Annotated in this window: 17 protein-coding genes; 9 read left to right on the top strand and 8 right to left on the bottom strand. The window is 42.6% G+C overall.

Annotated features, from left to right (window positions below; translation table 11 throughout):
- The first annotated feature begins 88 nt into the window (after nucleotides 1-88).
- Nucleotides 89-823 carry a beta-ketoacyl-ACP reductase gene (locus IUZ65_RS23030; RefSeq protein WP_195706332.1) on the top strand — a complete coding sequence of 245 codons (735 nt, stop codon included), beginning with the start codon at nucleotides 89-91 and terminating at the stop codon, nucleotides 821-823.
- Between the two features lie 10 nt (nucleotides 824-833).
- The gene (locus IUZ65_RS23035; RefSeq protein ID WP_195706333.1) at nucleotides 834-2,039 is read left to right on the top strand and encodes an acetyl-CoA C-acetyltransferase; all 1,206 of its coding nucleotides are present in this window, start codon (nucleotides 834-836) and stop codon (nucleotides 2,037-2,039) included.
- A 198-nt stretch (nucleotides 2,040-2,237) separates the two neighbouring features.
- Here the strand turns inward: IUZ65_RS23035 and IUZ65_RS23040 are convergent, their stop codons facing one another.
- Complete coding sequence (locus tag IUZ65_RS23040) at nucleotides 2,238-3,569, bottom strand: hypothetical protein (protein WP_229638295.1); 1,332 nt, start codon at nucleotides 3,567-3,569, stop codon at nucleotides 2,238-2,240.
- Between the two features lie 221 nt (nucleotides 3,570-3,790).
- On the opposite strand from IUZ65_RS23040, the gene IUZ65_RS23045 reads away from it, so the two are divergent.
- The 4 genes from IUZ65_RS23045 (at nucleotide 3,791) to IUZ65_RS23060 (ending at nucleotide 8,539) form a co-directional block, all read left to right on the top strand.
- The gene (locus tag IUZ65_RS23045; RefSeq protein WP_195706334.1) at nucleotides 3,791-4,675 is read left to right on the top strand and encodes an alpha/beta fold hydrolase; all 885 of its coding nucleotides are present in this window, start codon (nucleotides 3,791-3,793) and stop codon (nucleotides 4,673-4,675) included.
- An 18-nt stretch (nucleotides 4,676-4,693) separates the two neighbouring features.
- Nucleotides 4,694-6,253, top strand: a complete 1,560-nt coding sequence (locus IUZ65_RS23050; protein ID WP_195706335.1) for an alpha/beta fold hydrolase — start codon at nucleotides 4,694-4,696, stop codon at nucleotides 6,251-6,253.
- A 398-nt stretch (nucleotides 6,254-6,651) separates the two neighbouring features.
- On the top strand, nucleotides 6,652-7,833 hold the full coding sequence (locus IUZ65_RS23055; protein WP_195706336.1) for an amino acid aminotransferase: 1,182 nt from the start codon (nucleotides 6,652-6,654) through the stop codon (nucleotides 7,831-7,833).
- Nucleotides 7,834-7,855: 22 nt separating this feature from the next.
- Nucleotides 7,856-8,539 (top strand): ATP-dependent zinc protease family protein, encoded by a 684-nt coding sequence (locus IUZ65_RS23060; protein WP_195706337.1) that lies wholly within the window; start codon nucleotides 7,856-7,858, stop codon nucleotides 8,537-8,539.
- Between the two features lie 58 nt (nucleotides 8,540-8,597).
- On the opposite strand, the gene IUZ65_RS23065 is transcribed toward IUZ65_RS23060, so the two are convergent.
- The 5 genes from IUZ65_RS23065 to IUZ65_RS23085 all read right to left on the bottom strand — a co-directional run bounded on the left by IUZ65_RS23065 (nucleotide 8,598) and on the right by IUZ65_RS23085 (nucleotide 15,130).
- Nucleotides 8,598-9,188, bottom strand: coding sequence for a DUF2238 domain-containing protein (locus tag IUZ65_RS23065; RefSeq protein WP_195706338.1), 591 nt, complete (start codon nucleotides 9,186-9,188; stop codon nucleotides 8,598-8,600).
- Between the two features lie 287 nt (nucleotides 9,189-9,475).
- Complete coding sequence (locus IUZ65_RS23070) at nucleotides 9,476-11,128, bottom strand: ABC-ATPase domain-containing protein (protein ID WP_195706339.1); 1,653 nt, start codon at nucleotides 11,126-11,128, stop codon at nucleotides 9,476-9,478.
- A 105-nt stretch (nucleotides 11,129-11,233) separates the two neighbouring features.
- Nucleotides 11,234-13,084, bottom strand: coding sequence for a putative bifunctional diguanylate cyclase/phosphodiesterase (locus tag IUZ65_RS23075; protein ID WP_195706340.1), 1,851 nt, complete (start codon nucleotides 13,082-13,084; stop codon nucleotides 11,234-11,236).
- A gap of 162 nt (nucleotides 13,085-13,246) precedes the next feature.
- Entirely contained in the window at nucleotides 13,247-14,443 is a 1,197-nt protein-coding gene (fabV, locus tag IUZ65_RS23080) for an enoyl-ACP reductase FabV (RefSeq protein WP_195706341.1), read from the bottom strand.
- Nucleotides 14,444-14,530: 87 nt separating this feature from the next.
- A complete protein-coding gene (locus tag IUZ65_RS23085; RefSeq protein ID WP_195706342.1) occupies nucleotides 14,531-15,130 on the bottom strand; it encodes an arylesterase in 600 nt (199 codons plus the stop codon).
- On the opposite strand from IUZ65_RS23085, the gene IUZ65_RS23090 reads away from it, so the two are divergent.
- The 3 genes from IUZ65_RS23090 (at nucleotide 15,129) to IUZ65_RS23100 (ending at nucleotide 20,152) form a co-directional block, all read left to right on the top strand.
- Nucleotides 15,129-15,800 (top strand): ABC transporter ATP-binding protein, encoded by a 672-nt coding sequence (locus IUZ65_RS23090; RefSeq protein ID WP_195706343.1) that lies wholly within the window; start codon nucleotides 15,129-15,131, stop codon nucleotides 15,798-15,800. The genes IUZ65_RS23085 and IUZ65_RS23090 overlap by 2 nt on opposite strands.
- A 2-nt stretch (nucleotides 15,801-15,802) precedes the next feature.
- On the top strand, nucleotides 15,803-18,241 hold the full coding sequence (locus IUZ65_RS23095) for an ABC transporter permease (protein ID WP_195706344.1): 2,439 nt from the start codon (nucleotides 15,803-15,805) through the stop codon (nucleotides 18,239-18,241).
- 450 nt (nucleotides 18,242-18,691) lie between these two features.
- Entirely contained in the window at nucleotides 18,692-20,152 is a 1,461-nt protein-coding gene (locus IUZ65_RS23100) for an FAD-dependent oxidoreductase (protein WP_195706345.1), read from the top strand.
- Here the strand turns inward: IUZ65_RS23100 and IUZ65_RS23105 are convergent.
- Nucleotides 20,149-21,075, bottom strand: a complete 927-nt coding sequence (locus tag IUZ65_RS23105) for a biotin-dependent carboxyltransferase family protein (protein WP_195706346.1) — start codon at nucleotides 21,073-21,075, stop codon at nucleotides 20,149-20,151. The two genes, IUZ65_RS23100 and IUZ65_RS23105, sit on opposite strands and share 4 nt — an antisense overlap.
- Nucleotides 21,063-21,767, bottom strand: a complete 705-nt coding sequence (locus IUZ65_RS23110) for a 5-oxoprolinase subunit B family protein (RefSeq protein WP_195706347.1) — start codon at nucleotides 21,765-21,767, stop codon at nucleotides 21,063-21,065. Before IUZ65_RS23110 ends, IUZ65_RS23105 begins: the two co-directional genes overlap by 13 nt.
- Between the last annotated feature and the right edge of the window lie 2 nt (nucleotides 21,768-21,769).

The raw sequence follows: 21,769 nt of genomic DNA on the forward strand, positions 1-21,769 counted from the left end.
ACGCCTAATATAGAAAGACTTAGAGCCCATTTCACCATCAAACGTGGCGTGTCGTGCTTTTCAAAAAAACAAACAAAGGTGATGAAGTATGTTGACGAATAAAGTGTGTGTGGTGACGGGCGGGGCACAAGGTATTGGGCGTTGTATTGTTGAAACATTTGCGATGCAGGGAGCGTTAAAAGTGTACGCTTGCGATATGAACCATGAAGTAATGGCAGAACTTGAAAGTGAGTATAGCAACGTTTGTGCTACTCAACTTAATGTGTGCGATCGCGATGCAATCATAACCTTTGTGGCTGAACTTAAAGAACGTCATGGGAATATTGATGTGTTGGTTAACAATGCAGGTATTACTCGCGACAACTTACTCAACAGAATGAGTGAAGATGACTGGGATATGGTCGTGAATGTGAACCTTAAAGGCGTCTTCAACATGACCCAAGCGGTATCACCTATCATGATAGAATACGGTGTCGGGTCAATCATCACCATGTCCTCAGTGGTTGGTACAGACGGCAACGTTGGACAGAGTAACTACGCTGCCACTAAAGGTGGAGTGATTAGTATGACCAAAGGGTGGGCGAAAGAGTTCTCTCATAAAGGCATTCAGGTACGTGCTAATTGTGTCGCTCCGGGGTTTGTTGAAACGCCAATGACGATAGATTTGCCTGAAAAAGTACTGGATTACATGAAAAAGAAAACACCGTTAGGACGTATGGGTAAGCCTCAAGATATTGCAAATGGAGTGTTGTTTTTAGCCAGTGATAATGCAGCATTCATTACGGGCCAAACGTTAAAAATAGACGGTGGCTTAGTCATTTAAGGGAGGCGGTATGAATAAAGTATTTATTGTTGGTGCCAAGCGTACTGCATTAGGAAGTTTTGGTGGCACACTGACGACAGTTCCGGCTTATCAGATTGGAGGACAGGCAATTAAAGCCGCCATTGAGCAAGCCAATATCTGTGTTGAAGATATTGATGAAGTTGTCGTCGGTAACGTACTTAGTGCCGCTCAAGGTATGGGGCCGGGTCGCCAAGCGTCTCGCTTTGCTGGCGTGCCAGATGGTGTACCCGCTTACACGCTGAATATGATCTGTGGCAGTGGTATGAAAACGGTTATCGAGGCGGCGACCAAAATTAAAGCAGGTGAGGCGAATATTGTTGTCGCTGCAGGTATGGAAAACATGTCTGCAGCGCCCTATTTGATGAGTGCGAATAACCGTTTTGGTGCCAAAATGGGTGAACAAAAAATCCTCGATTCAATCATTCATGATGGGCTGACTGATGTATTCAATCAGTACCATATGGGGGTTACTGCTGAGAATATTGCGGACCAATACAATATTAGCCGTGAAGACCAGGATAAATTTGCTCTGCGTAGCCAACAACGAGCATGTATTGCTGTTGAGACGGGACGATTTGATGATGAAATTACACCAATTGAGGTTAATATTCGCCGCAAGTCAGTGTCCTTTTCTCGTGATGAGTACCCACGTGCTGATGCCTCAATTGAGAGCTTAGCCAAATTACGTCCAGCCTTTGATCGCAACGGTTCTGTTACTGCAGGTAATGCTTCTGGAATTAATGATGGTGGAGTAGCATTTATTGTGGCCTCACAGCAAGCGGTTGATGAATATCAGTTACAACCACTGGTTGAGATTGTTAGTTGTGGTCAAGGCGGGCTCGATCCTGCTTTCATGGGCTTAGGTCCAGTTTCTGCGATTAAACAAGCGCTGCAACGAGCTGATATGACGCTAGAACAGATGGATCTGCTTGAACTGAACGAGGCCTTTGCTGCACAAGCGATTGGTGTCATGCATGGTTTGTCTGAGCAACATGGCGTTTCGCTTGATTGGTTTGATGATAGAACCAACTTAAACGGTGGTGCAATTGCCCTTGGTCATCCTCTAGGTGCATCAGGTGGCCGGATTCTTACGACCCTATTGTATGAGATGCAAAAGAAAGAGAGCGAATACGGATTAGCGTCATTATGTATTGGCGGAGGTATGGGAACCGCCGTAATCATTAAACGAGTATAATGAAATAAATCATTAGATTGTTCCAACATTTATTCGAAAGCGGTTCAAGTTGTTGAACCGCTTTTTTGCACATCAATTTATTCTTTAAACCTATTGTTGTTTCGTCAAAAAGGCTTGAGAGGAAAATAGGCTCTCAAGCCTTTGAACAATGGTCTGCTTTCATAGGTTAATGTTGGTTAACCTATGGTTGGTTGACGCTTAGCCAAAGTCTGCTCGTAATGTTGTCATAACTGCGGTGTCCTCAATATCACCATCTGCGTGACCGGCGCGCAATTCAATGCTGCTGCTTGGGCCAAATTGGTAAAGCGCTTTCACATCAAAGAAAGTGCTGTAGGTGTTATCTCTAAACGAATCAGGCATAGCCGTACTTAAGTTCGCATTGTATAGATCAAGTTCCATACGCCCTGCAGCGACGGTTACGGTTAAATCGTCAGATGCCTTCCAGTTGGCACGCATCCCCAAGATTGTCCCACTTTCACCTGCGTTGCCGTTAAAGTTACCAAAGCCACCAAAGAATTCTGTACGGGTTGGATTGATCTCATTGCGTGGAGAACTATTGATTAGCATAGAGTAGCTATCCCAACCTCGGCCAACCTGTCCACCATCACCGATGCCTGCTAATTGAATCTGCAATTGGAATTCAGGGGTAAATTGGTAGCCAGTTTCAACAAACGCTGCCCAACTATTATTGCCCCAAAAGTAGATCTGTTCATCCTTGTTTGCATCCGAAAGGTTGATATTGGCAGCACCCTTTATAGAAAAATTACCAAAGGTTTTGCCAAGGTAAGGTGAGATATTATGGAAGTAGTCAATGAAGTAAGGGTTCGGTACTTCAGTCGGAAATTCGGAGACAGATTCACCATCAAAGTAAGACCATACTAATCCCCAATCTAAGCCCGCTTGGTTGCCCATTGCACCTAAGGCATACATGTTCAAATTACTGGTAGAAGAAGAAGCCAACCCGCTCTCTGAGTACTCTTCAGAAAACCTCAGATCGTATAATCCCAGTATTGCAGCGTAACCACCATCAGTCATGATGGTTTTCATTGCAAGAACACGATCACGGCGATCGTCAGAAATATTAAACCCGTAGCCCCAGTTCGCTTCTTGACGACCAACGCGGAATAGCCATCCGTCAGGACGTTTATATTCTAAAAAAGCAAGATCAAGTGAGAATGAATCGACATTTTTATCGCTGGTGTAGCTGCTGCCAGAGGCGCCGCTATGCCGACGGTCGCCCGCCCAATCATAATACGCAAGCATGCGAGTTTTTAGTGCCCAACCATCTTGGTTAGTAATATTAAATTCGAGTCTAGCTTGGGTTAGGGCCCCTGTAAGATCGTCGCCTGTGTCAAAATTTCCGTCACCATTATTGATGCTATAGCCTTTTATGACAGCATCAGCTTTAAACTCTAACGCCCCGACATTTTCTATTTCCGTCGTGGTGGCAGAGGATGCCATTGATATCAAACCTAATGTGCAAGCAAGGGATAATTTGGAAAGTTGGATTTTGGTATTTTTATTCATCATCAATCTCTCTTAAGTTACTTTATTTTTAGTGCTGCTAGTCAATACCGGAGATGTTCACTAACAATCAAGCTGTGAATATATTAACCATTTCTTATTGATTTCATGCGCAGTATCTTCGGGATTGTTATTTGCATTTACGGGATGCTTAACGGCTAACCAGATGAGGAAAATAGCGGTAGTATTGACTAAAGTTTCAGTTATTTACACTAGGGAGAGTCGTTGTGAAGCAACAGATTAAAACCAACAAAGCCATGTTAAGTAATGGTGAAGAGATACATTATCGCGAGGCTGGAACGGGGCCTGTTTTAGTGTTGCTGCATGGCAACATGACCTCCTCTTTTCATCTTGAAGGTTTTATTCGTTCAGTGTCTCATCAGGTGAGGGTAATTGCTCCTGATCTGCGTGGTTTTGGCCTATCTAGCTACAAACGACCACTCACCAGTTTGAAGAATCTGTCGGATGATATTGCCGATTTACTTGAGCAACTCAAGATCGTTCAATATGCAATTGGGGGGTGGTCTACCGGTGGTGGCGTAGCATTGCAGCACAGTATTGAGCACAGCGAAAAAGTTAGTAAATTGATACTAATCAGTAGCGTTGGTGTTAGTGGATACCCAATTCAAAGCAATGGCGGGCTAGGGGATGTAATTAAATCTAAGCAAGTGTTGCTTGCTGACCCAGTATTAACACCTATTTTTTCTGCGTTTGAAAACAAGGACAAAGGCATGGTGCGTGGCTTGTGGGATATGGTGGTGTATAACCATGGACAACCTGCACCAGAAGCTTATGAAGAGTTGATTAATGACGTATTAACTCAAGTCAATTTAGCCGATATCTATTTTGCATTGTCGACATTTAATTTGAGTGATGAATCCAATGGAGTGGTTGACGGAAATGGTTTAATCAATCAATTGAAAACCCCAACACTGATCCTCCACGGGGAAGATGATCTTGTGATCCCAGTTGCGACAGCTTATCAGAGTGAACAGCGGTTAATCCAATGTGGCATACCAGTGTCACTCATCTCTTATCCCGACAGCGGACATTCGCTATTTAACGACCAACTTGACGCGATCAGCCGCCAAGTTGTGACCTTTATTCAATAGATAAATAGGAACGATAAAATGAATAGCTCAATCAAGCGTCGCTTACTTTCATTATCACTGCTTGGAATGGTATACGGGTGTGCGACAACAACGGAATATTCAGTTACTAACATGCAAGTGCTTACGGTGGCACAAGAGTGCCAAGGAAGCTTTTGGCGCGATTGTGTCACGTACCCATTCCCAGTTGAATATGCTCAAGTGCAAGATGGTAATGGTGTGGAGTGGGAAATTGCTTTTATGGATGAATATGCTGGCGACCAAATGAACCCAGAGGTTGTGGTTCTGATCCATGGGAAGGGAATGTACGGCGGTTATTTTGGTGATCTAATGCAAACATTATTGATGCAAGGTTATCGTGTGATTGTTCCTGATTTGCCCAACTATGGTAAATCTATCCCGGGTAATTTGAGTAACCCTATCACTCGTTCGTTAGACGATACCCGGAGTGCAATCAACGATCTTTTAGCCAATGAACTCTCTATTACACAAGCCAACTTCATTGGTCACTCTATGGGTGGTCAGTGGGTTATAGGTTATGCGTTAGAATACCCTGAGCAGGTTAAAAAAATTGTTCTTGAGGCATCAGGTGGATTGGAAGAGTTTCCAACCAATGTTGCTGGATTATCGTTCTTTGGTGATGCCCAAAAATCGTCATATGATGAGTGGGCTGTTATCTGGGGCCGGACTTTAAAGTCCGAGCAATCCAAAAGTGCGCAAGATATTGAACTGTTTAATAATTTTAAAATGAAGAATGTAAAAACAGGAGAGATCCAGGATTCGCCAATTGGCTATTTTGTTAACCAATCATCAATGACGGATTACATAACACAGATACGCAAGTCTATGATTGATAATTCTACGCAAGAGTTTAATACGTGGTCAGAAACGTATATAAGAGATATTTACTCAATGGGCGTTGAAGTTCGTAAAGAAGATAGACAGAGCTTAGTGAAGCGAATTGATCAGATTACCGTACCGATGATGATCTCATATGGAGAAAAAGAACCTTTTATCCCGACCACTGTATTCAGTGGTCAGCAGAGTTTGCGTTGGGATGTAATCAAACCAATTTATGAACGTTTGTCGGAGAAAGGTAATGAAGCTACCGTGGTCATTTATCCCAATGTAGGTCATTTCATTCACACGGATATTCCCAAAAAATTTGGTCTTGATGTGACCAATTTCCTTGCTGGAAAATCTGTCTCTAGCGCTATTGATGTATCGGATTTCAAAGCTCCAGTCGTTGTACCACCTGAAGAAGTAACGGCGTTCTTTAACAAGTTTAAGCACGTCTTATTGAGCCAGAATAGAGTCGATGTCGCGGCGTTCTACGCGAATGATTTTATTGAGAATGGGTACGGAAAGGATGATTTTCTAGCGATTCTTTATAGCCAAATGAATAAAGTTCAAGACTATAAAGTGACCCTATTGAAGTTCGAGCAGGATAGCGATATTACCGATGAATACTTTATCGAGGGAATGGTTGATTTAGGGGCTATCTCAGTGCCGTTTAAGTCGGGTAGCAAGATAAGGAAAACGGCGGACGGTTGGCAGTGGTTAGGAAATAGAAAATCTTAGTATGTGAAATAGTAAAATTGTATACGTTGTAGATGAATCAGATCTTGCGACGTATACATGTATATTTAACGTAATTGAGTCTCGTTAAATAGGCCCAGTTAGATAACAAAGCCGCTTGGCAGCGCAATTTAAATGATATATCAACTCAAACAATTAGAAATAAATGCTCAAATAGTCCTTTCACAAATCCCCATCTGTCTGTATTATTTTTTGTACGGTTTATCGATATAAATCAAAGCTATCACTGAGCTCAATTCTGTTGAATTACTTTGAGTTCTGACTGGCGTAAAATCTAAAAAAGCAGTTCAAGGTTCACTTTTTGCTACTCCAAAGGAATGTTGTATCGCAATGGAATACGCGTTTAAATTAATCGAAACATAGCAAAGGAATGTGATTTTATGTTTGCACATTTACCCACACCTCAACTGGATCCGATACTCTCTCTTTCTGTAGCGTATCGTAATGATCCTCGTACTGGGAAAGTCGATCTTGGCATTGGCGTGTACAAAAATAATTTGGGTGAAACGCCAATTATGTTGGCGGTTCAACAGGCTCAGAAGCAGCTATTAGAAACGCAAACAACCAAGTCTTATGTTGGTCTTTCAGGGTGTGAAGAATTCAATTCAAGCATGGTAAACCTGCTTCTTTCTGGTACATCAGCAATGGGGCGAGTGTCAGCTATACAAACCCCAGGAGCCAGCGGCGCGCTGCGCATGCTTGGTGATTTAATGAAAGTCGCCAATCCAGATACAACCGTGTGGCTTAGTAACCCTAGCTATGTAAATCACCGTCCAGTGATGGAAGCCGCAGGACTTAAGGTAAAGCAATATCGCTACTTTAGTACTCAGACCAAACAGGTTGATGTTGAAGCGATGCTAAACGATATCAGTTGTGCTGGCCCCAATGATGTGGTGTTACTGCACGGTTGCTGCCATAACCCGACAGGAGCCGATGTCGACTTTCAGGTCTGGAAGGCGATCACAGAACTTTCACAAAAAAATGGTTTCCTTCCATTCGTTGATATCGCCTATCAAGGGTTTGGAGACGGGTTGGAAGAAGATGCTCAAGGATTACGCTATATGGCGGATAATCTAGAAGAGATGCTCATCACCACCTCTTGCTCTAAGAATTTTGGCCTATACCGAGAACGTACTGGCGCCGCTATTGTTATTGGCAATAATCAAACCGATGTGAGTAATGCGAAAGGGAAACTATTACAGTTGGCAAGAGCCACCTATACTATGCCACCCGATCACGGTGCTGCGTTGGTGAAAACCATCCTTAACAGTGAGGCAATGACAAAGGTTTGGAAAGATGAATTGGTCTCGATGAGGCTAAGATTGATCAATTTGCGATTGCTACTTTGCAATGAGTTGCGATCAGTTCACAGTTCTCAACAGTTTGATTTTATTGAGTCTCACAAAGGTATGTTTACTGTGCTAGGCTTTTCTCAAGCACAGATGAGTCGACTTCGAGATGAATACGGTATATACGGTGTGGGAGACGGCAGAATCAATATCGCTGGTCTAACAGAAAAAGATATCCCGTATGTAGCAAATGCTATTGTGCAAATTTCATAAATCGCGATAAATTTAGATAACTATGGTTAGGAGAACGAAATTGAATAGATTATTGTTATCCATTCTGCTGTGTTTAGGCTTAGCAGCTTGCTCCACGACAGGTGAGCAAACCTCTACAAAAATAGAAGAATCACCAAAGACAACGGTTGACACACCTGATGTTGATACAGAAATAACAAAAGATAAAACAGACGTTGTACAACCGGTGACACCCGAGCCAGTACAACCAAAACCAGAAGTAAAACCAGAACCCAAACCTAAGCCACCCCCAGTGAAAACAGCGGAAGGTAAGTTAATCTTAGGCTCAGAAGAGTGGGTCTATATTCCAGGCTTGGACCAAAGCTTTAAATCTAAAATTGACTCTGGCGCGACTACATCTTCTATTAGTGCGGTAGATGTGGTTCCCTTTGAAAGAGAGGGCAAGGATTGGGTCAAGTTTAGAATTGAACACAATAAGATCTCTTCTCAAGAGATCAGTTTACCGATACTACGTTGGGCAAAAATTAAGCAAGCGAACAGTGCAGAATCGCAAAAACGTCCTGTTATAACTGCGTGGATTCAAGTTGGTGATATTAAAGAGAAAGCAGATTTCACGTTAACAGACAGAAAGCATCTAGAGTACCCAGTGATACTGGGACAGAGTTTTTTCCGTGACATTGCGATCGTTGACGTAAGTAGAAAATTTGTTCAATCTAAAAAGAAGTAATTAAGAACTCGGTATTGCTGCAACGTCAACAAAACTGGCGTTACAGCGATACTTTCAATTATTTCCGAATCATAAAAACAGTTAAGGAAAACAGTGCACCAAGTGTGTCACAGAGCATATCCTTTTGCGCGTCCCAAATATCCCCTTGCGAACCAAGGAATGCAATACCATCGTCACCACCAGCAAGTTCGGCATACCACCATTCAATAATTTCATATCCCGCCGCTGTACTCATGAGTGCAAACAGGCCGAATAACCCGGCTATCCACTTGTTGCAGTACTGATTCTTATAAAGATATTCAGCAATAGGGTAGGCAAAAAAACCAATCGAAAAATGCGCGACACGGTCAAAGTTATTGCGATCTGAATCAATCAGATTGTTAAACCAATCAAAGGGTACTTCTGCAAAGGTGTATTTTGCACCGATAGTATGTAAACAGAGCCAAATGAACATGAAAAGGTACGCAGTTGAACTAAACGCAAAGCGTCTAGAAATAACCAAAATACCGGCGAGAATAAGTACGACAGGAATGATTTCCGCTATCCATACCGATCGTGAGCTTGGTTCAAAGGCTGAAAAAGCGAATATTAACGCGTACAAACCAAGCAATATCCAAAGGGTTACTTTGCTGTTGTTTAAGTTAGCCATTGTTTGTTTAACCACCGCTTAATCTAGCTATTGAAAATAAATCTACTCTATTGAACATTCAAGATAATATCGAACACGATTCGATCTATCCATTAAAAATTTTTACCGAGTGAGTGTTAATAAAGTCAAATTCCAATCTAGGTGAGGCTGTATCCAAAATGAAACAGATAATCAAAACAGAATATTGCGTGGATGTTATTGGAAAGAGTTTCCATTGGTCCCCTAAGAGGAGGACCAATGGAAGTCAACTGCGATCCATAACTAACGGAACGCAGGTTGTTTTCTCGTTATCTTGGTTGGAAGTTTGCTTTGCGAAGTCTGTTTAATGTTGCACTGACTTCTAACGTCCTTGGTTTGGCAAGGTCGCCGTAACTCGGCATAGATTGATGCCAATTATCTTGGAGTAGCTGGTCAATTTCTTGCAGCGGTGCGCTTGCCCAACCTGGCTTTTGAGCTAGCTGAAACCAAACCCAACCAATAGCGTTAATCTGACTGGAACTTTCGATCTGTTCTAACGCCGAAATATCGATGAACTCTTTGCCAAATCGCAATGCGTCTTTCCCTTTCGCGGAGACTCTAAATTTCCCATCACTTAATATTTTTTGCAGCGTTGTTAGACTTAACGATCGAGAAGGGAATTGACCAATTTGTTGATTGGTTTCTTGAATTCGTTGGCTTGGATGCAATTTTACGACCTGCTTTGCTTTAGCAGTAACGTCGACGGCTTGATAGTCGTGCATCTGTATGACCGTATCTGCATGATCTAAGTAATCTCCAGAGCCACCCATAACTATCATGGTAGAGACATCAAGTGTCTCTTTCAATTGGCTAATTCTATCTACCAGTGGTGTTATAGGTTCATCACCTTTGTTAACTAACGCTTGCATACGTTCGTCTCGAATCATGAAGTTAGTCGCTGATGTATCCTCGTCAATGAGAATTGATGTGGCACCCGCTTCAATAGATTCTTGTAACCATGCTGCTTGTGAGGTTGAACCTGATGCATCTTGCGTAGAAAAATCAGTGGTGTCCTTGCCCATCGGTAGGTGATTTATATAATTGGAGAGGTTAAGCGCATGCACACAGCGACCGTCTTCTGCTTTGATCTTCATCGCGTTGCTATCGCTAACGATGCCTTCACGACCGTCTCCAGGAATATGATTATAAATAGAACGTTCTATGGCATTGAGAAGGGTTGATTTACCATGGAAACCACCACCAACTATCAAGGTGATTCCTTTTGGAATACCCATACCTGAGATGGTGCCTCGGTTGACGGTTTGTAGTTCAACCTCCAGTGATGAGGGCGCCTTAAATCTGATGGCGTCTTTCATTGGTAAATCACTATTACCCGCTTGGCGAGGTAACAAACTGTCGTTTTCAATGAAAGCTATCAGGTTGTGCGCTTCAAGTTGCGTACGCAGAAAATCTTGGTCTTCATTGCACTGGCAATGTCTGATAAGCGCTTCTTTGTCTAGCTCTCTTTCAATGGTGGATTTTCGAATATACTTAGGTAAGTGGAAGGTTATGATATTCAAGGCTTTTTTAGCCAGAATGCTGCGACCTTCAGCAGGGAGGTTGATCCTAAATCTTAATTCTATGCCTTCATCGGTAAAAAGTACCGAGGTACTGTCTAGTACCGTTTGTCCTGTTAACGCGATAGAGATAGCATTCTCTTGTGCTGCAAAGTAGGAGAAACTACGAGCGATAAAATCTCGTGCTGCGGCTTGAAAAGAACTTGATTGTTCTCTTAGCCAAAGTAGACCGGTCATCGACCAAGGTCTAACCGCTCTAAATCGAGACGATGATGCATATGGATCACCCTGAACATGGTCAATATATAGGGTATAGTCGTCAAAAGAATATTGGCCCTTAATAGAGTGATAGGCACGAAAATTCTGTTTTTCGAGTTTTTTAAGTTTTGCTACTAGTTGATCCATAACGCCAAATGCTTGATAAATTAGCCGTACCGTGAATTGAGTATGCTAATAATTATAGTGGTTGGGAATTATAGGTAACGTGTAACGAGATAGCTAGTGTAAATGTCACTTAGCTATGCATTGCTTAAATTCATCGCCAGTCATCGCTTTGCCGTACAAATATCCTTGTGCAAAATCGCAGCCTTCATTCAATACAAACCGCTCTTGATCCAGATTTTCTATACCTTCGATAGTGACCTCTAGGTTAAGCTTTTTAGCGATCTGAACGATAGATCGTACAATCTCTTTGTCATTAGGGTTTCGAGTCAGATGTTGCACAAAACTTTTGTCAATTTTCAGGCTATTAAAGGGGTAGTTTTTAAGGTAACTGAATGAAGCGCAGCCAGTTCCAAAATCATCAAGTGACAGTGTCACGCCAAGTTTGCTAAGTGCATAGAGCGTCTTCTTGGCTAGGTATTCATCTGAAATTAAAGAACTTTCAGTCAACTCTATCTCTAATTTGTTCGCCGGAAATTGATACGTTTCTAATAAGTGTTGTACGTGATCGGCGAAATCGACATTCTTTAATTGCACGGCGGAAACATTAACCGCGATTTTGAAGTCGTTACCGCTTGTTAACCATTCGCTTGCACTCTCAATAGCAGAACGTAATACAAAATTGCCCACTTCAAAGATCAGTCCATTTTGTTCGGCTAGTTGTATAAGATTTTCGTTTGAAACGGTACCTAAAACAGGATGATTCCATCGAATTAAGGCCTCTGCACCAATCCAGTTTCCAGATTTCAGTTCTACCTTAGGTTGATAATAGAGCTTTAAATCATTATTGCGTACGGCTTGTAGTAAATAGCTTTCGATCTCGTTGGTATGTGTTCTCTGTTCAGTACGAGTTTCAGAATAGTAGCTATATTTCTGGCCGGTATCTTTGCTTGAGAATGCCGCTTCGTTGGCAAAGTAGATCAGGTCCTGCGCCTTCTGAGTATCGATACTGGTCGAAACGCCAATAAAGCCATGTAGATGGACCGTATCATTATCGATTGCAAAATCAGAATGACAGATTTCTAAGCATCGGTAACAAAAGTTATCGACAAAGGGTGTTAAAGATTTCGTCCTTATCGCGACAATAAAATTAGAGCTACTGGTTCTTGCCGTTACAGAATCCTCGCAGTCTATTCGACCTATTCGCTCACGAAATGCCACCAATAGGCTGTTTAAAGCATTCTCTCCATATCGTTCTTGAAGTTTTCTACCATTTGAAAATGTGATGTGGACAACCACCACACTTTCGCGGTTATGTATGGCTTGAGTTATGAGTCTTTTGGTGTGCTCAAATAACGATATTTGGTTGAGAAATCCTGTGCCAATATCGTGACTTTTGTGATAAACCACTTCTTGTTCGGCTGCTTTTCGTTTATCTATCTCTTGGCTGAGCGTGTAGTTTAGACTCGCAATATTCTGCGTTTTATTATCCCCTCTAAGTTTGAGACGATGGGTCAATATCGACAATTTTTCATGCTGATAAATGGTTTCTAGTTGAGCGTTAATGGACTCTCTGAAGCTAGAAAGCAGTTTGAATGCAACTGTATTGTGTTTCTTTCTATTTTTATCAACGATGACAAGGGCACCAAATAACGTGCCATCTGGCCATAATAATAGGAGAGCCGAATAAAACGGTGTGTTGTCGTTTGGAGTGATGTGCCCAGACAAATGACGATGAGCATGAGTAGAATAATCTAAGGCTGCAGACTCGAACAGGGCTGAGTATAAAGAAAAAACTAACGGTTTGATGTCAGGCGATTCCATGGATTGGTTACAACAGAGTTCTTTGATTGGTTTGTCATACTGTACAACGAGAGCGTATTCGACTTCCGTAATGTCACTAAGCAGATCGACAATATGTTGGAGGTTCTCCAAGATATCACTGGATAGTGAGAGTGTTTCTGTTTTCAGTTTTGTCATGTGCACCTTTCCATGTGCTTAATCGGTCGGAGTGAGTGCCTAACTCCTTTAGGCATTGTTTTATAAGTATATGGTAGATTTAAACTATTGATAGACTAACCCTTCCATTAGGAGGGGTTAGTATTAAAAGTGAGTCACCTTGTTTGATTTTTCATCAATTTACTACGGCTTCAATTTTTTTAGCTGCTCTATATCGAAAAACTCATTGTAGTTAACAGTGTCAAATCCAAATCCATTGAGTTTTAAGAACTCGTCCTTGTATCCTTGATAGTCACCAACTTGTTTAAAGTTATCCGCATTCATCGTATTCATGATAGCTTTGACCTGTTGTTGAACATTTGGATCAAGTTCATGTTCATCTAATCGAAGCAGCCTCTGTCCATCAACAGGTACGGTATCGGCATAGAGTTTGTCGTTGAACAATCGATGCATTTGATGAATGCAGGTTTCGTGTGTACCTTTCGCTTTCATCACTTTATATAGCGCTAAAATATAGGGAGTGAAACCGGGAATGAACACACTCGCTTTGGTCACCAAGGCTTTGCAAACCGTGGCATACGCGCCGCCACCAATTTTGGCCAGTTTTAAGTTTAGTGCATGGCTAGTTTGATGTAGGTCGACTTTTGCTCGGCCTAATGTACCTTCGTGATAAATCGGGTAGGTAAGTTCGGGGCCAATATAAGAAAAGGCAATGGTCTTGCCTCCTTGGGCGATAGAATCAGAATTAATGAGTGTATCGATCCACGATTCCCAATCAGCTCCACCCATTACCTTGATAGTAGAGTCGATCTCTTCTTCGGTTGCGGGTTCTACGGTAGTTTCCTGCCAACTATCATCTTCGAGAATAATAGTGGCTCCCGTTGCGCTTTCGCCGATAGTTTTTATCGCTGAACGCCACATGCCTTCACCAGATGGTTTTGGCCTTACACCGGTTGCCAGGCTATAGATAACGAGATCAACCTCGCCTTCAAAATAGGTTTCAATGGCTTCTATAACTTGAGTGCGAACTTCTTGCGAAAATGCATCACCTACGATATTAATAGCCGTTCGGCCTTCAGCTTCAGCCTGTTGGGAAAAGTAGATGTTGTTGTACCAACCGGCTGATCCCGTTCCCTTTTCAGAAGGGCCTCGTTCAAATGAAACGCCAATTGTATCCGCTTCACTACCACCAAAGGTCGCCGCTATTCGAGCGGAGAGACCAAAGCCAGAAGAAGCACCGAGTATCAGTACTCGCTTTGGACCTTTGGTCGTTTTTTTGTTGGATTTTACGAAGTCTATCTGTTGTTGGACGGCATGCTTACATCCTTCAGGATGGGCAGTTTTTGCCACAACGCCTTTAATTAGGGGCTCTATTATCATTAGTTCGCAGTCTCAATTTGATAATCACGAGCTTTAATATATAAGTACGTTAAGCGCATAGTTTTGCGCTAGGGCAATATTTGGTGACTAATCGAGATATAGTGCTAAGTTGTCCGCTACAAAGTTAGAGATCCATGGTTGAGCTACCTCTTTAGGGTGAAGCCCATCCTCTTTCATCCACTCTTCTTTCAAGATTATTTGTTCTAAAAAGAAAGGCAGTAATGGGATTTGATATTCATCCGCTAGATTTGGATAAATATCGGCGAATGCTTGACTGTACCTTTGTCCGTAATTTGGAGGGACCTGAATCTGCATTAAAGCAACGTTTGCGGATGCTTGTTGGCTCATAGAAATAATCTGTTGCAAATTTTTTGTCACTATACGTGGATGAAATCCTCTAAGCCCGTCATTGGCACCTAATTCAATCAATACCCAACTTGGCTTATGCCGTTCTAATAGAGCCGGTAGACGATCAAGGCCATTACCTGTTGTATCACCCGAAATGCTTGCATTCACGACGGTGTACTCAAAACCTCTTTCTTTGAGGTCTGAAGAAAGTTTGAGTGGCCAACTGTTCTCTATTGGCATTTGATAACCAGCACTTAAACTATCACCTAGTATTAAAATTGTGGTACTACTTGCAGTACAAGAAAAAATAAGAAAAACAAAGGATATAAATCTAGTCATGCCAAATTCCATTATTAAAGCTGAATCGCTCACGAAATTAGTCTCTACTAAACAAGAGCATTTAACAATCCTTGAAGACGTAAATTTAGAGATTAATGAAGGTGAGTGTGTGGCTATTGTTGGTACTTCAGGTGCTGGCAAGTCGACATTAATGACGTTATTAGCGGGTTTAGACGTACCAACAAGCGGTGATGTGCATCTTATGGGTCATGCATTATCCGGTTTGGATGAAGAGAAAAGAGCCGCCATTCGAAGTGATTCGGTGGGGTTTGTATTTCAGAGTTTCCTGCTCATACCCAGTCTGACTGCGATAGAAAACGTGACATTGCCTTGCCTGCTTAAGGGTGAGGACGAAGACAGAACAAGAGCACAAGAGCTGTTGGATTCTGTGGGGTTAAGCAATCGAATCGATCATCTGCCTTCTCAGCTGTCGGGTGGGGAACAACAGCGTGTTGCGTTAGCTCGTGCCTTTATGATCAAACCCAAGGTGCTTTTTGCTGATGAACCAACCGGTAACTTGGACCAACACACGGCAGAAAAAATTATAGAGATATTGTTTGAGCTAAATCAGAAGCACGGTACGACACTTGTTTTAGTCACGCATGACCCCGATTTGGCTGCGCGATGTGATAAAACGTTTCATATGCAAGCTGGCAAATTGGAGAAATAACCATGGATAACCAAACCGGTGTTTCTCTTAACCGACGCCTATTTAAGTGGAGTTTGGAAGAAATACGCCATGGGCAGTTATGGCCTATATCTATTGCATTGACGTTAATTATTGCGTGTGTTTTTGCATTGTCAGCGCTTGCTGAGCGAATGGAACAGGTACTGGTTAAGCAGGGTAAAGATGCTTTGACGGCTGACTTGGTTTATTCATCTTCTAATCCAATACCGCCGCTTTTACTTGACACTATTTACGCCCAAAAAGAGCTCAGTGAATCTAAGCTTACTCGGTTTTCTACCATGGCGTTTAGTGAAGAACAGATGCAATTGGTCACGGTAAAAGCGGTCGATTCGAACTACCCTTTACGGGGTGAGTTGCAATTAGATGATGGTAAGCAAACCTCTAATAAAGTGCGTTCAGGCCAGCTGTGGCTTGATGAACGAGTGTTATCATTGCTTGAAGTTGCGGAGGGTGACACTGTCACTCTAGGTGACGCAGATTTTGTAATTAGCGGTAAAATAGTCCAAGAGCCGGGTTTGTCGTTTAATCCGTTTCAGCAAATGCCCACGGTTTATATTCATGAATCTGATATAGAGAAAACAGGTGCGCTTAGGGTGGGAAGTCGAGTACGGTTTAATCTGTTTTTGCTTGGCAATGAAGAGAGTCTAGAGGCGGCAAAAAATGCCGTAACACTGACACCGAGTGATCGTTGGAGAGATCAAGATAGTGGCTCAAGAAATAACGAAATGTTTGATCGCACAACGCAATACCTGTCACTGACGGTCGCCATTGTGATCATTATGGCGGCGACAACACTGGTGTTAACGTGTCAGAATTATGTAGCAGGGCGAAGAAAAACTGTTGCCATGTTAAAAAGTTTGGGCGCAAGTAAAGGGTGGTTAAGGCGCTGGTTGTTCACTCAGATCGTTATTTTGTTTGTTCTTGGGGCCACTTTTGGCGTGTTCTCTGGTTATTTACTCGAGATATTTCTGCGAATTCCACTTACTGATCTGTTGCCTAGTCCATTACCTAGTTACGGTTTTACTCCGGTCTTAGTTGCATTCATTACCTGTATTCTTATCGGAGTTCCTGCACTCGGTATCCCGTTGCTGGGGCTTATCAATACGTCTGCGGTAAATGTGATGCAGATGAGCAAGGAAGAGACAAAATGGCATCGTTATTTGTTGGTGTTGGTTCCGATTATTCCGATGATCGTTGCTTATCAGAATAACACTTTAGTTTGGATGGTATTAGGTGGGATCGTACTCCTGTTTGTCTTGCTTGGGGTCATCAGTATTGCGATCGTCAAGGTGATTAACAAACTGCCTATATCGGCTTCAATGAAATTGGCAGTGAGTCGAATTAACCGGTCGTCTATTGCCAGTGCATTACAATTTGGGGCTTTGGGTTTGTCGTTAATGCTGCTAGCGGTTATCTGGTTAGTTCGAACCGACTTATTGCAGGATTGGCAACAAACTATCCCAGAGAACGCCCCAAATGTGTTTGCTATAAATATAGCCCCTTATGAAGTAGACGAATATTTGGCTACGATAGATGGACAATCTATAGAGCGTTCGCAAGCCTTTCCGATTATCCGAGGGAGGATAAGCGGTATCAACGGCACAGAAGCAAAAGATGACGACAGTGTTAACAAAGAAGCCGAGTCTCTAAGTCGTGAACTAAATTTTACATGGGTAGAACAACTGTCCGATCCCAATTCGATCATCGAAGGGACATGGACGACAAAAACAGGTGTTTCTGTCGAATCAGAAGTCGCGTCTGATTTGAATCTGAAAATTGGTGATGAACTAAGCTTCACTATTAACAGCCAGACAGTCAATGCAACGATTAATAGTATTCGTAATGTTGAATGGCGGGAAATGAAACCGAACTTCTACTTCATATTTACACCAGACGTGCTGACGTCTTTACCCGCAACTTGGATGGTTAGTTTTAGAGTCGACGAACAAGAGAGTTCAATATTAAAATCGTTATCACGGGCGTTTCCGACAGTAAGCCTGTTGGATATCCGAGCGATGGGCAACAAGATAAGAGGTTTACTGACTCAGTTAATTTGGTCTGTAACGGTATTAGCTTCTTTAGGCGTAGTGGCCGGTCTTCTACTCATATTTACCTTGTTAAGATTAAGCCTTTCTCAAAGACAAGATGAAATTCGTCTCTATCGAACCTTAGGTGCCTCTAAAAAACGAGTTACAAGTACGCTGTGGAGTGAATATGGCTTAATGGCCGTGACGGCTGGTTTGGTGGCGAGTTTTGGGGCGGAGGTGAGTGTGGCTAGTATTATGCGTTTTGGCTTTGATCTCGATGGTCAATTGCATCCCACATTATGGCTAGCGTTGCCTTTGATTTCCTTTATGGTACTTGCGATTGTGATCAATTCGTTAATCAAGAAGCTGTTGCAGCCAATTAAGGGAAGTGAATAACATGCCGGTTTGGCAGTTGAACACTACGTAGATGAGGGTGTGGTTCTAACCATAGTTTTGTTTTATGTAAAGCGATTGAAAATTCTATGATAGTTGGTTGATCGTTCAAGATGGTTTGGAGTGCGTAAACGTGGGTCTTCATTACCAAAATAGCGATGAAGAGTTATTTTGAGTTTGAGGTAGATCCAGTTATCCACAGATTCGGTGGATAAAGTTTTGGATAACTTTAGTGAAATCTAACCTAATGTTTCTGGATCGCCCAACACACGCCTTTTCGCGAAGGATGTTATTCACAAGAGCATGAGAAATCGATTGTGTCAAAATTGAGTCAAGTTTTTTTTTGCAAAATAATCTGTTTTTCTGATGTGAAATAACAGTATGAAATGTGGGATTTTTTTCACATGAATTATAGGTATAATCTAACAAGGTTTAACGAGTCAAAGCGTGTAAATGAGTAAGTTAACGATAGATGTAAAAATGAAAAAAATTGGTGTGATTGGGGGAGGGATTGGAGGCGCAACTGTCGCGATAAAACTGGCTGAGCTTGGAATCGAAACCTACCTGTTTGAACGCAAGCCGAGCTTAGTTTATGGTCCACCGATATGTCATCTCCATGCAGGAGGAAATCTATACCGAGAAATAGACGAACGGCAATGCATCGACTTGTTAAAGCAATCCATTCAATCGGTAAAGTTATTCCCGCACACGATTAACGTCCGTCCAACCATTATTGCCATCCCTAAGACCGATAAAGGGTCGCCAGAGGCGTTATTGCCACGTCTTGTCTCTATCCAAAAGCATTACCACCAAATGGTGATGACTGATGGCGCTAATAAGGTATTAGGGGAGGTGAAAGACTACTACAAAACCTATACACGAGAGGTGTTAGAGAAGCTGAAAGGCCAAGTACAAGACGGTCAACCCAGCACGCTTGATGATTGGATGTTGCCGTTTGTTAATCACGTCGATCTCGATACATTGAAATACCCAGTAGTGTTGGTTCAAGAATATGGTTGGAGTCTATTTAGGTTGGCCTCTTCAGCTACGATGTTATTAGACAAATACAAGAGTGCGCATGTCTATCTTTCCAGTGAAGTCACGGATATAACAGCGAACCAGTCAAAATGGATGATAAGTTATCAACAAGGTGAGCAGAATCGTGAGCTTGAGGTTGATTACCTTATTAATGCTTGTGGCTATGAAACGGGAACCGTCGACAATTTTATCAAGGCACCTCGACGTCGATTAGTCGAATTTAAAGCGGCGTATGTTACCAAGTGGACTGGAATATCGGATACATGGCCTGAAGTGGTCTTTCACGGTGAGAGAGGAACGGTCGATGGAATGGCTCAGCTTACGCCTTATGCCGATGGAATATTCCAATTACATGGTATGACAGATGAGATTACCTTGTTTAAAGATGGATTAGTGTATAGCAGTGAAGATTGTGCTCAACCTCAGTTACCGGAATACTTGGTTTATAAAATCAAGAAAGGGTGGAATGAGGTGCAGAAGCGAGAAAGAACCGAACTTGCTATCAAACATATGAGCCGATTCATCCCTAGTTTTGCTGAGGCCACGTTTGCTGGGAAGCCGTTATATGGTGCACAGCAAATTCCCGGCATCGATGCCTCGCTCCGTGCGGCTGATGTCTCTTTTCATGGTTCTAATTATGCGCGAATAGAGATTGTAAAAGGGTCTTCTGCTATAGAGGCTGCATTGAAGATAGTCGAGGGCATATTTAGCAACAATAATACTCTCGACAAAATACTCGTTGAGCGTTCGCCCAGTCAAAAAGAGACGGTGTCACTCGATGCAGGAGAGGTAGAGCAGTTTGCTATTCAATTGGCCACTGAACGTGGTTATCCCGATGGATTAGCAAAGGTGAGCGGATTAGCTCCGCTCTATTAATATCCGAACCTGAGTGCCCAGGCACACCATATATCTTGTAGATGACGGCGGTTACCTCGGATAAATTTGATTTCTTGTCCAGGCCTAGCCTGTGCAATTCGTGCATGATCAATCCTCGCCAGTACCCCTAACTTAGGGTAGCCACCTAAGGTCTGCCTATCGTTTAGCAATATGATTGGTTTACCGTCAGGTGGTATCTGTACGGACCCCAAGGCTATGCCTTCGGAGATAATACCTTCTACGGGTGGTGTTATCGGCGACCCTTCTAAGCGATATCCCATACGGTCGCTGTGTTGGCCAACTTTATAGGTTTGGTTGTAAAAAGAGCGCTTAGATTCTTTGCTAAATTGATGTGCTTGATATGACTCAATCAGTCGTAAACGTAAAGGCAGGTTGTAATCGGGAGTGAAGCGAAAGGTCAGTTGTTTAGAGGGCTTTATTGCGCTCGATTTGTTGTATTTTAGTCTATCGTTTTTGACCAATGGCGTACCATCTTGATGCAGGCCACCGAGCTGTTCTCTTAACACTGTGCTGGTGCTACCTAAATGTGGAGCGATGTCGAATCCACCCTCTACGGCCAAATAGGCTCTTAATCCGTTTGTTGGCAAGCCAAACTTTAAAACCTGTCCTCTACGAGCATAGAAAGAGGTCCAGTTTCTGATCGGTTTATCATCTAATCTTGCTTGTAAATCACCACCACATATTGCGAGCATGCAACTTTGGGTAAATCGAAATTCAGCTTGGCCCAAAGTGATCTCTATAGTGGCGCTGTTTGGATGGTTGCCTAGCAGGTGATTTGACCAACAGTAAGCGTATTCATCTAATGGTCCGCCTTGCGTTACACCGAGTGGTGCAAGGCCGTAGCGGCCAAAGTCTTGAATTAGGCTCAATTGACCGGGTTTGATGACCTCTAAATAGCCCATAACTCACCCCCTAATTCTAGATATCGTTGTTTGGTAATTGACTCAAATCTCACTTTATCCCCAATTCGAAAGGGGGAAAGCTGCTCGCTTTCGGGGTCAAAAAGTTTACTGGGACAGTTACCAATTATATTCCAGCCTCCCGGCGTCATGGAGGGATAGACAGCAGTCTGATTATCTGCAATACCGACACTACCCGCATTCACTTTCAGCCTAGGTGTTGCCAGTCGTGGTGTGATGAGGTCACGATCTAAACCGGAAAGAAACGCAAATCCAGGCGCAAAACCAATTGCGCATATAGTGTAGTCTGGCGTCGTATGCTTAGCGATAAGCGTGTGGAGATCCAATGATTTTTTGCGAAGTATCGAGCTCAGATCCGGCGCAACGTCAGAGCCATAATAGACGGGTAATGTCACTGTGTTGTCGCTAGGTAAGGCTTGAAAGGAATCAACCTGATGGACAATTTGTGCAAGGCTTTCTAGCATAGCGTGTTCAGGAATTCGATAGGGTAGATAGTCGACTAAAAGCGTGGTGTAAGAAGGCGTTAAGTTCATTATGCTGTCAGTATGATGCGCATAAATAAGTTCGGCTACTCGATTGATAAAGGGGGGCAACACCACACTTATCTCATCGGCAAACTGAATCAATATGGATGATTCGCAAACGGCTTCGATAGAAAAATTTTTACTTAGCATGT

Origin of the sequence: Vibrio sp. VB16 (genome assembly GCF_015594925.2) — a bacterium.
Lineage (GTDB): Bacteria > Pseudomonadota > Gammaproteobacteria > Enterobacterales > Vibrionaceae > Vibrio.

What these genes read in the sequence shown, in the direction of transcription:
- IUZ65_RS23030 (WP_195706332.1), top strand. Translation starts at nt 89, where the DNA reads ATGTTGACGAATAAAGTGTGTGTGGTGACGGGCGGGGCACAAGGTATT.
- IUZ65_RS23035 (WP_195706333.1), top strand. Translation starts at nt 834, where the DNA reads ATGAATAAAGTATTTATTGTTGGTGCCAAGCGTACTGCATTAGGAAGT.
- IUZ65_RS23040 (WP_229638295.1), bottom strand. Translation starts at nt 3,569, where the DNA reads ATGATGAATAAAAATACCAAAATCCAACTTTCCAAATTATCCCTTGCT.
- IUZ65_RS23050 (WP_195706335.1), top strand. Translation starts at nt 4,694, where the DNA reads ATGAATAGCTCAATCAAGCGTCGCTTACTTTCATTATCACTGCTTGGA.
- IUZ65_RS23055 (WP_195706336.1), top strand. Translation starts at nt 6,652, where the DNA reads ATGTTTGCACATTTACCCACACCTCAACTGGATCCGATACTCTCTCTT.
- IUZ65_RS23060 (WP_195706337.1), top strand. Translation starts at nt 7,856, where the DNA reads ATGGTTAGGAGAACGAAATTGAATAGATTATTGTTATCCATTCTGCTG.
- IUZ65_RS23065 (WP_195706338.1), bottom strand. Translation starts at nt 9,188, where the DNA reads ATGGCTAACTTAAACAACAGCAAAGTAACCCTTTGGATATTGCTTGGT.
- IUZ65_RS23070 (WP_195706339.1), bottom strand. Translation starts at nt 11,128, where the DNA reads ATGGATCAACTAGTAGCAAAACTTAAAAAACTCGAAAAACAGAATTTT.
- IUZ65_RS23075 (WP_195706340.1), bottom strand. Translation starts at nt 13,084, where the DNA reads ATGACAAAACTGAAAACAGAAACACTCTCACTATCCAGTGATATCTTG.
- fabV (WP_195706341.1), bottom strand. Translation starts at nt 14,443, where the DNA reads ATGATAATAGAGCCCCTAATTAAAGGCGTTGTGGCAAAAACTGCCCAT.
- IUZ65_RS23090 (WP_195706343.1), top strand. Translation starts at nt 15,129, where the DNA reads ATGCCAAATTCCATTATTAAAGCTGAATCGCTCACGAAATTAGTCTCT.
- IUZ65_RS23085 (WP_195706342.1), bottom strand. Translation starts at nt 15,130, where the DNA reads ATGACTAGATTTATATCCTTTGTTTTTCTTATTTTTTCTTGTACTGCA.
- IUZ65_RS23095 (WP_195706344.1), top strand. Translation starts at nt 15,803, where the DNA reads ATGGATAACCAAACCGGTGTTTCTCTTAACCGACGCCTATTTAAGTGG.
- IUZ65_RS23100 (WP_195706345.1), top strand. Translation starts at nt 18,692, where the DNA reads ATGAGTAAGTTAACGATAGATGTAAAAATGAAAAAAATTGGTGTGATT.
- IUZ65_RS23105 (WP_195706346.1), bottom strand. Translation starts at nt 21,075, where the DNA reads ATGGGCTATTTAGAGGTCATCAAACCCGGTCAATTGAGCCTAATTCAA.
- IUZ65_RS23110 (WP_195706347.1), bottom strand. Translation starts at nt 21,767, where the DNA reads ATGCTAAGTAAAAATTTTTCTATCGAAGCCGTTTGCGAATCATCCATA.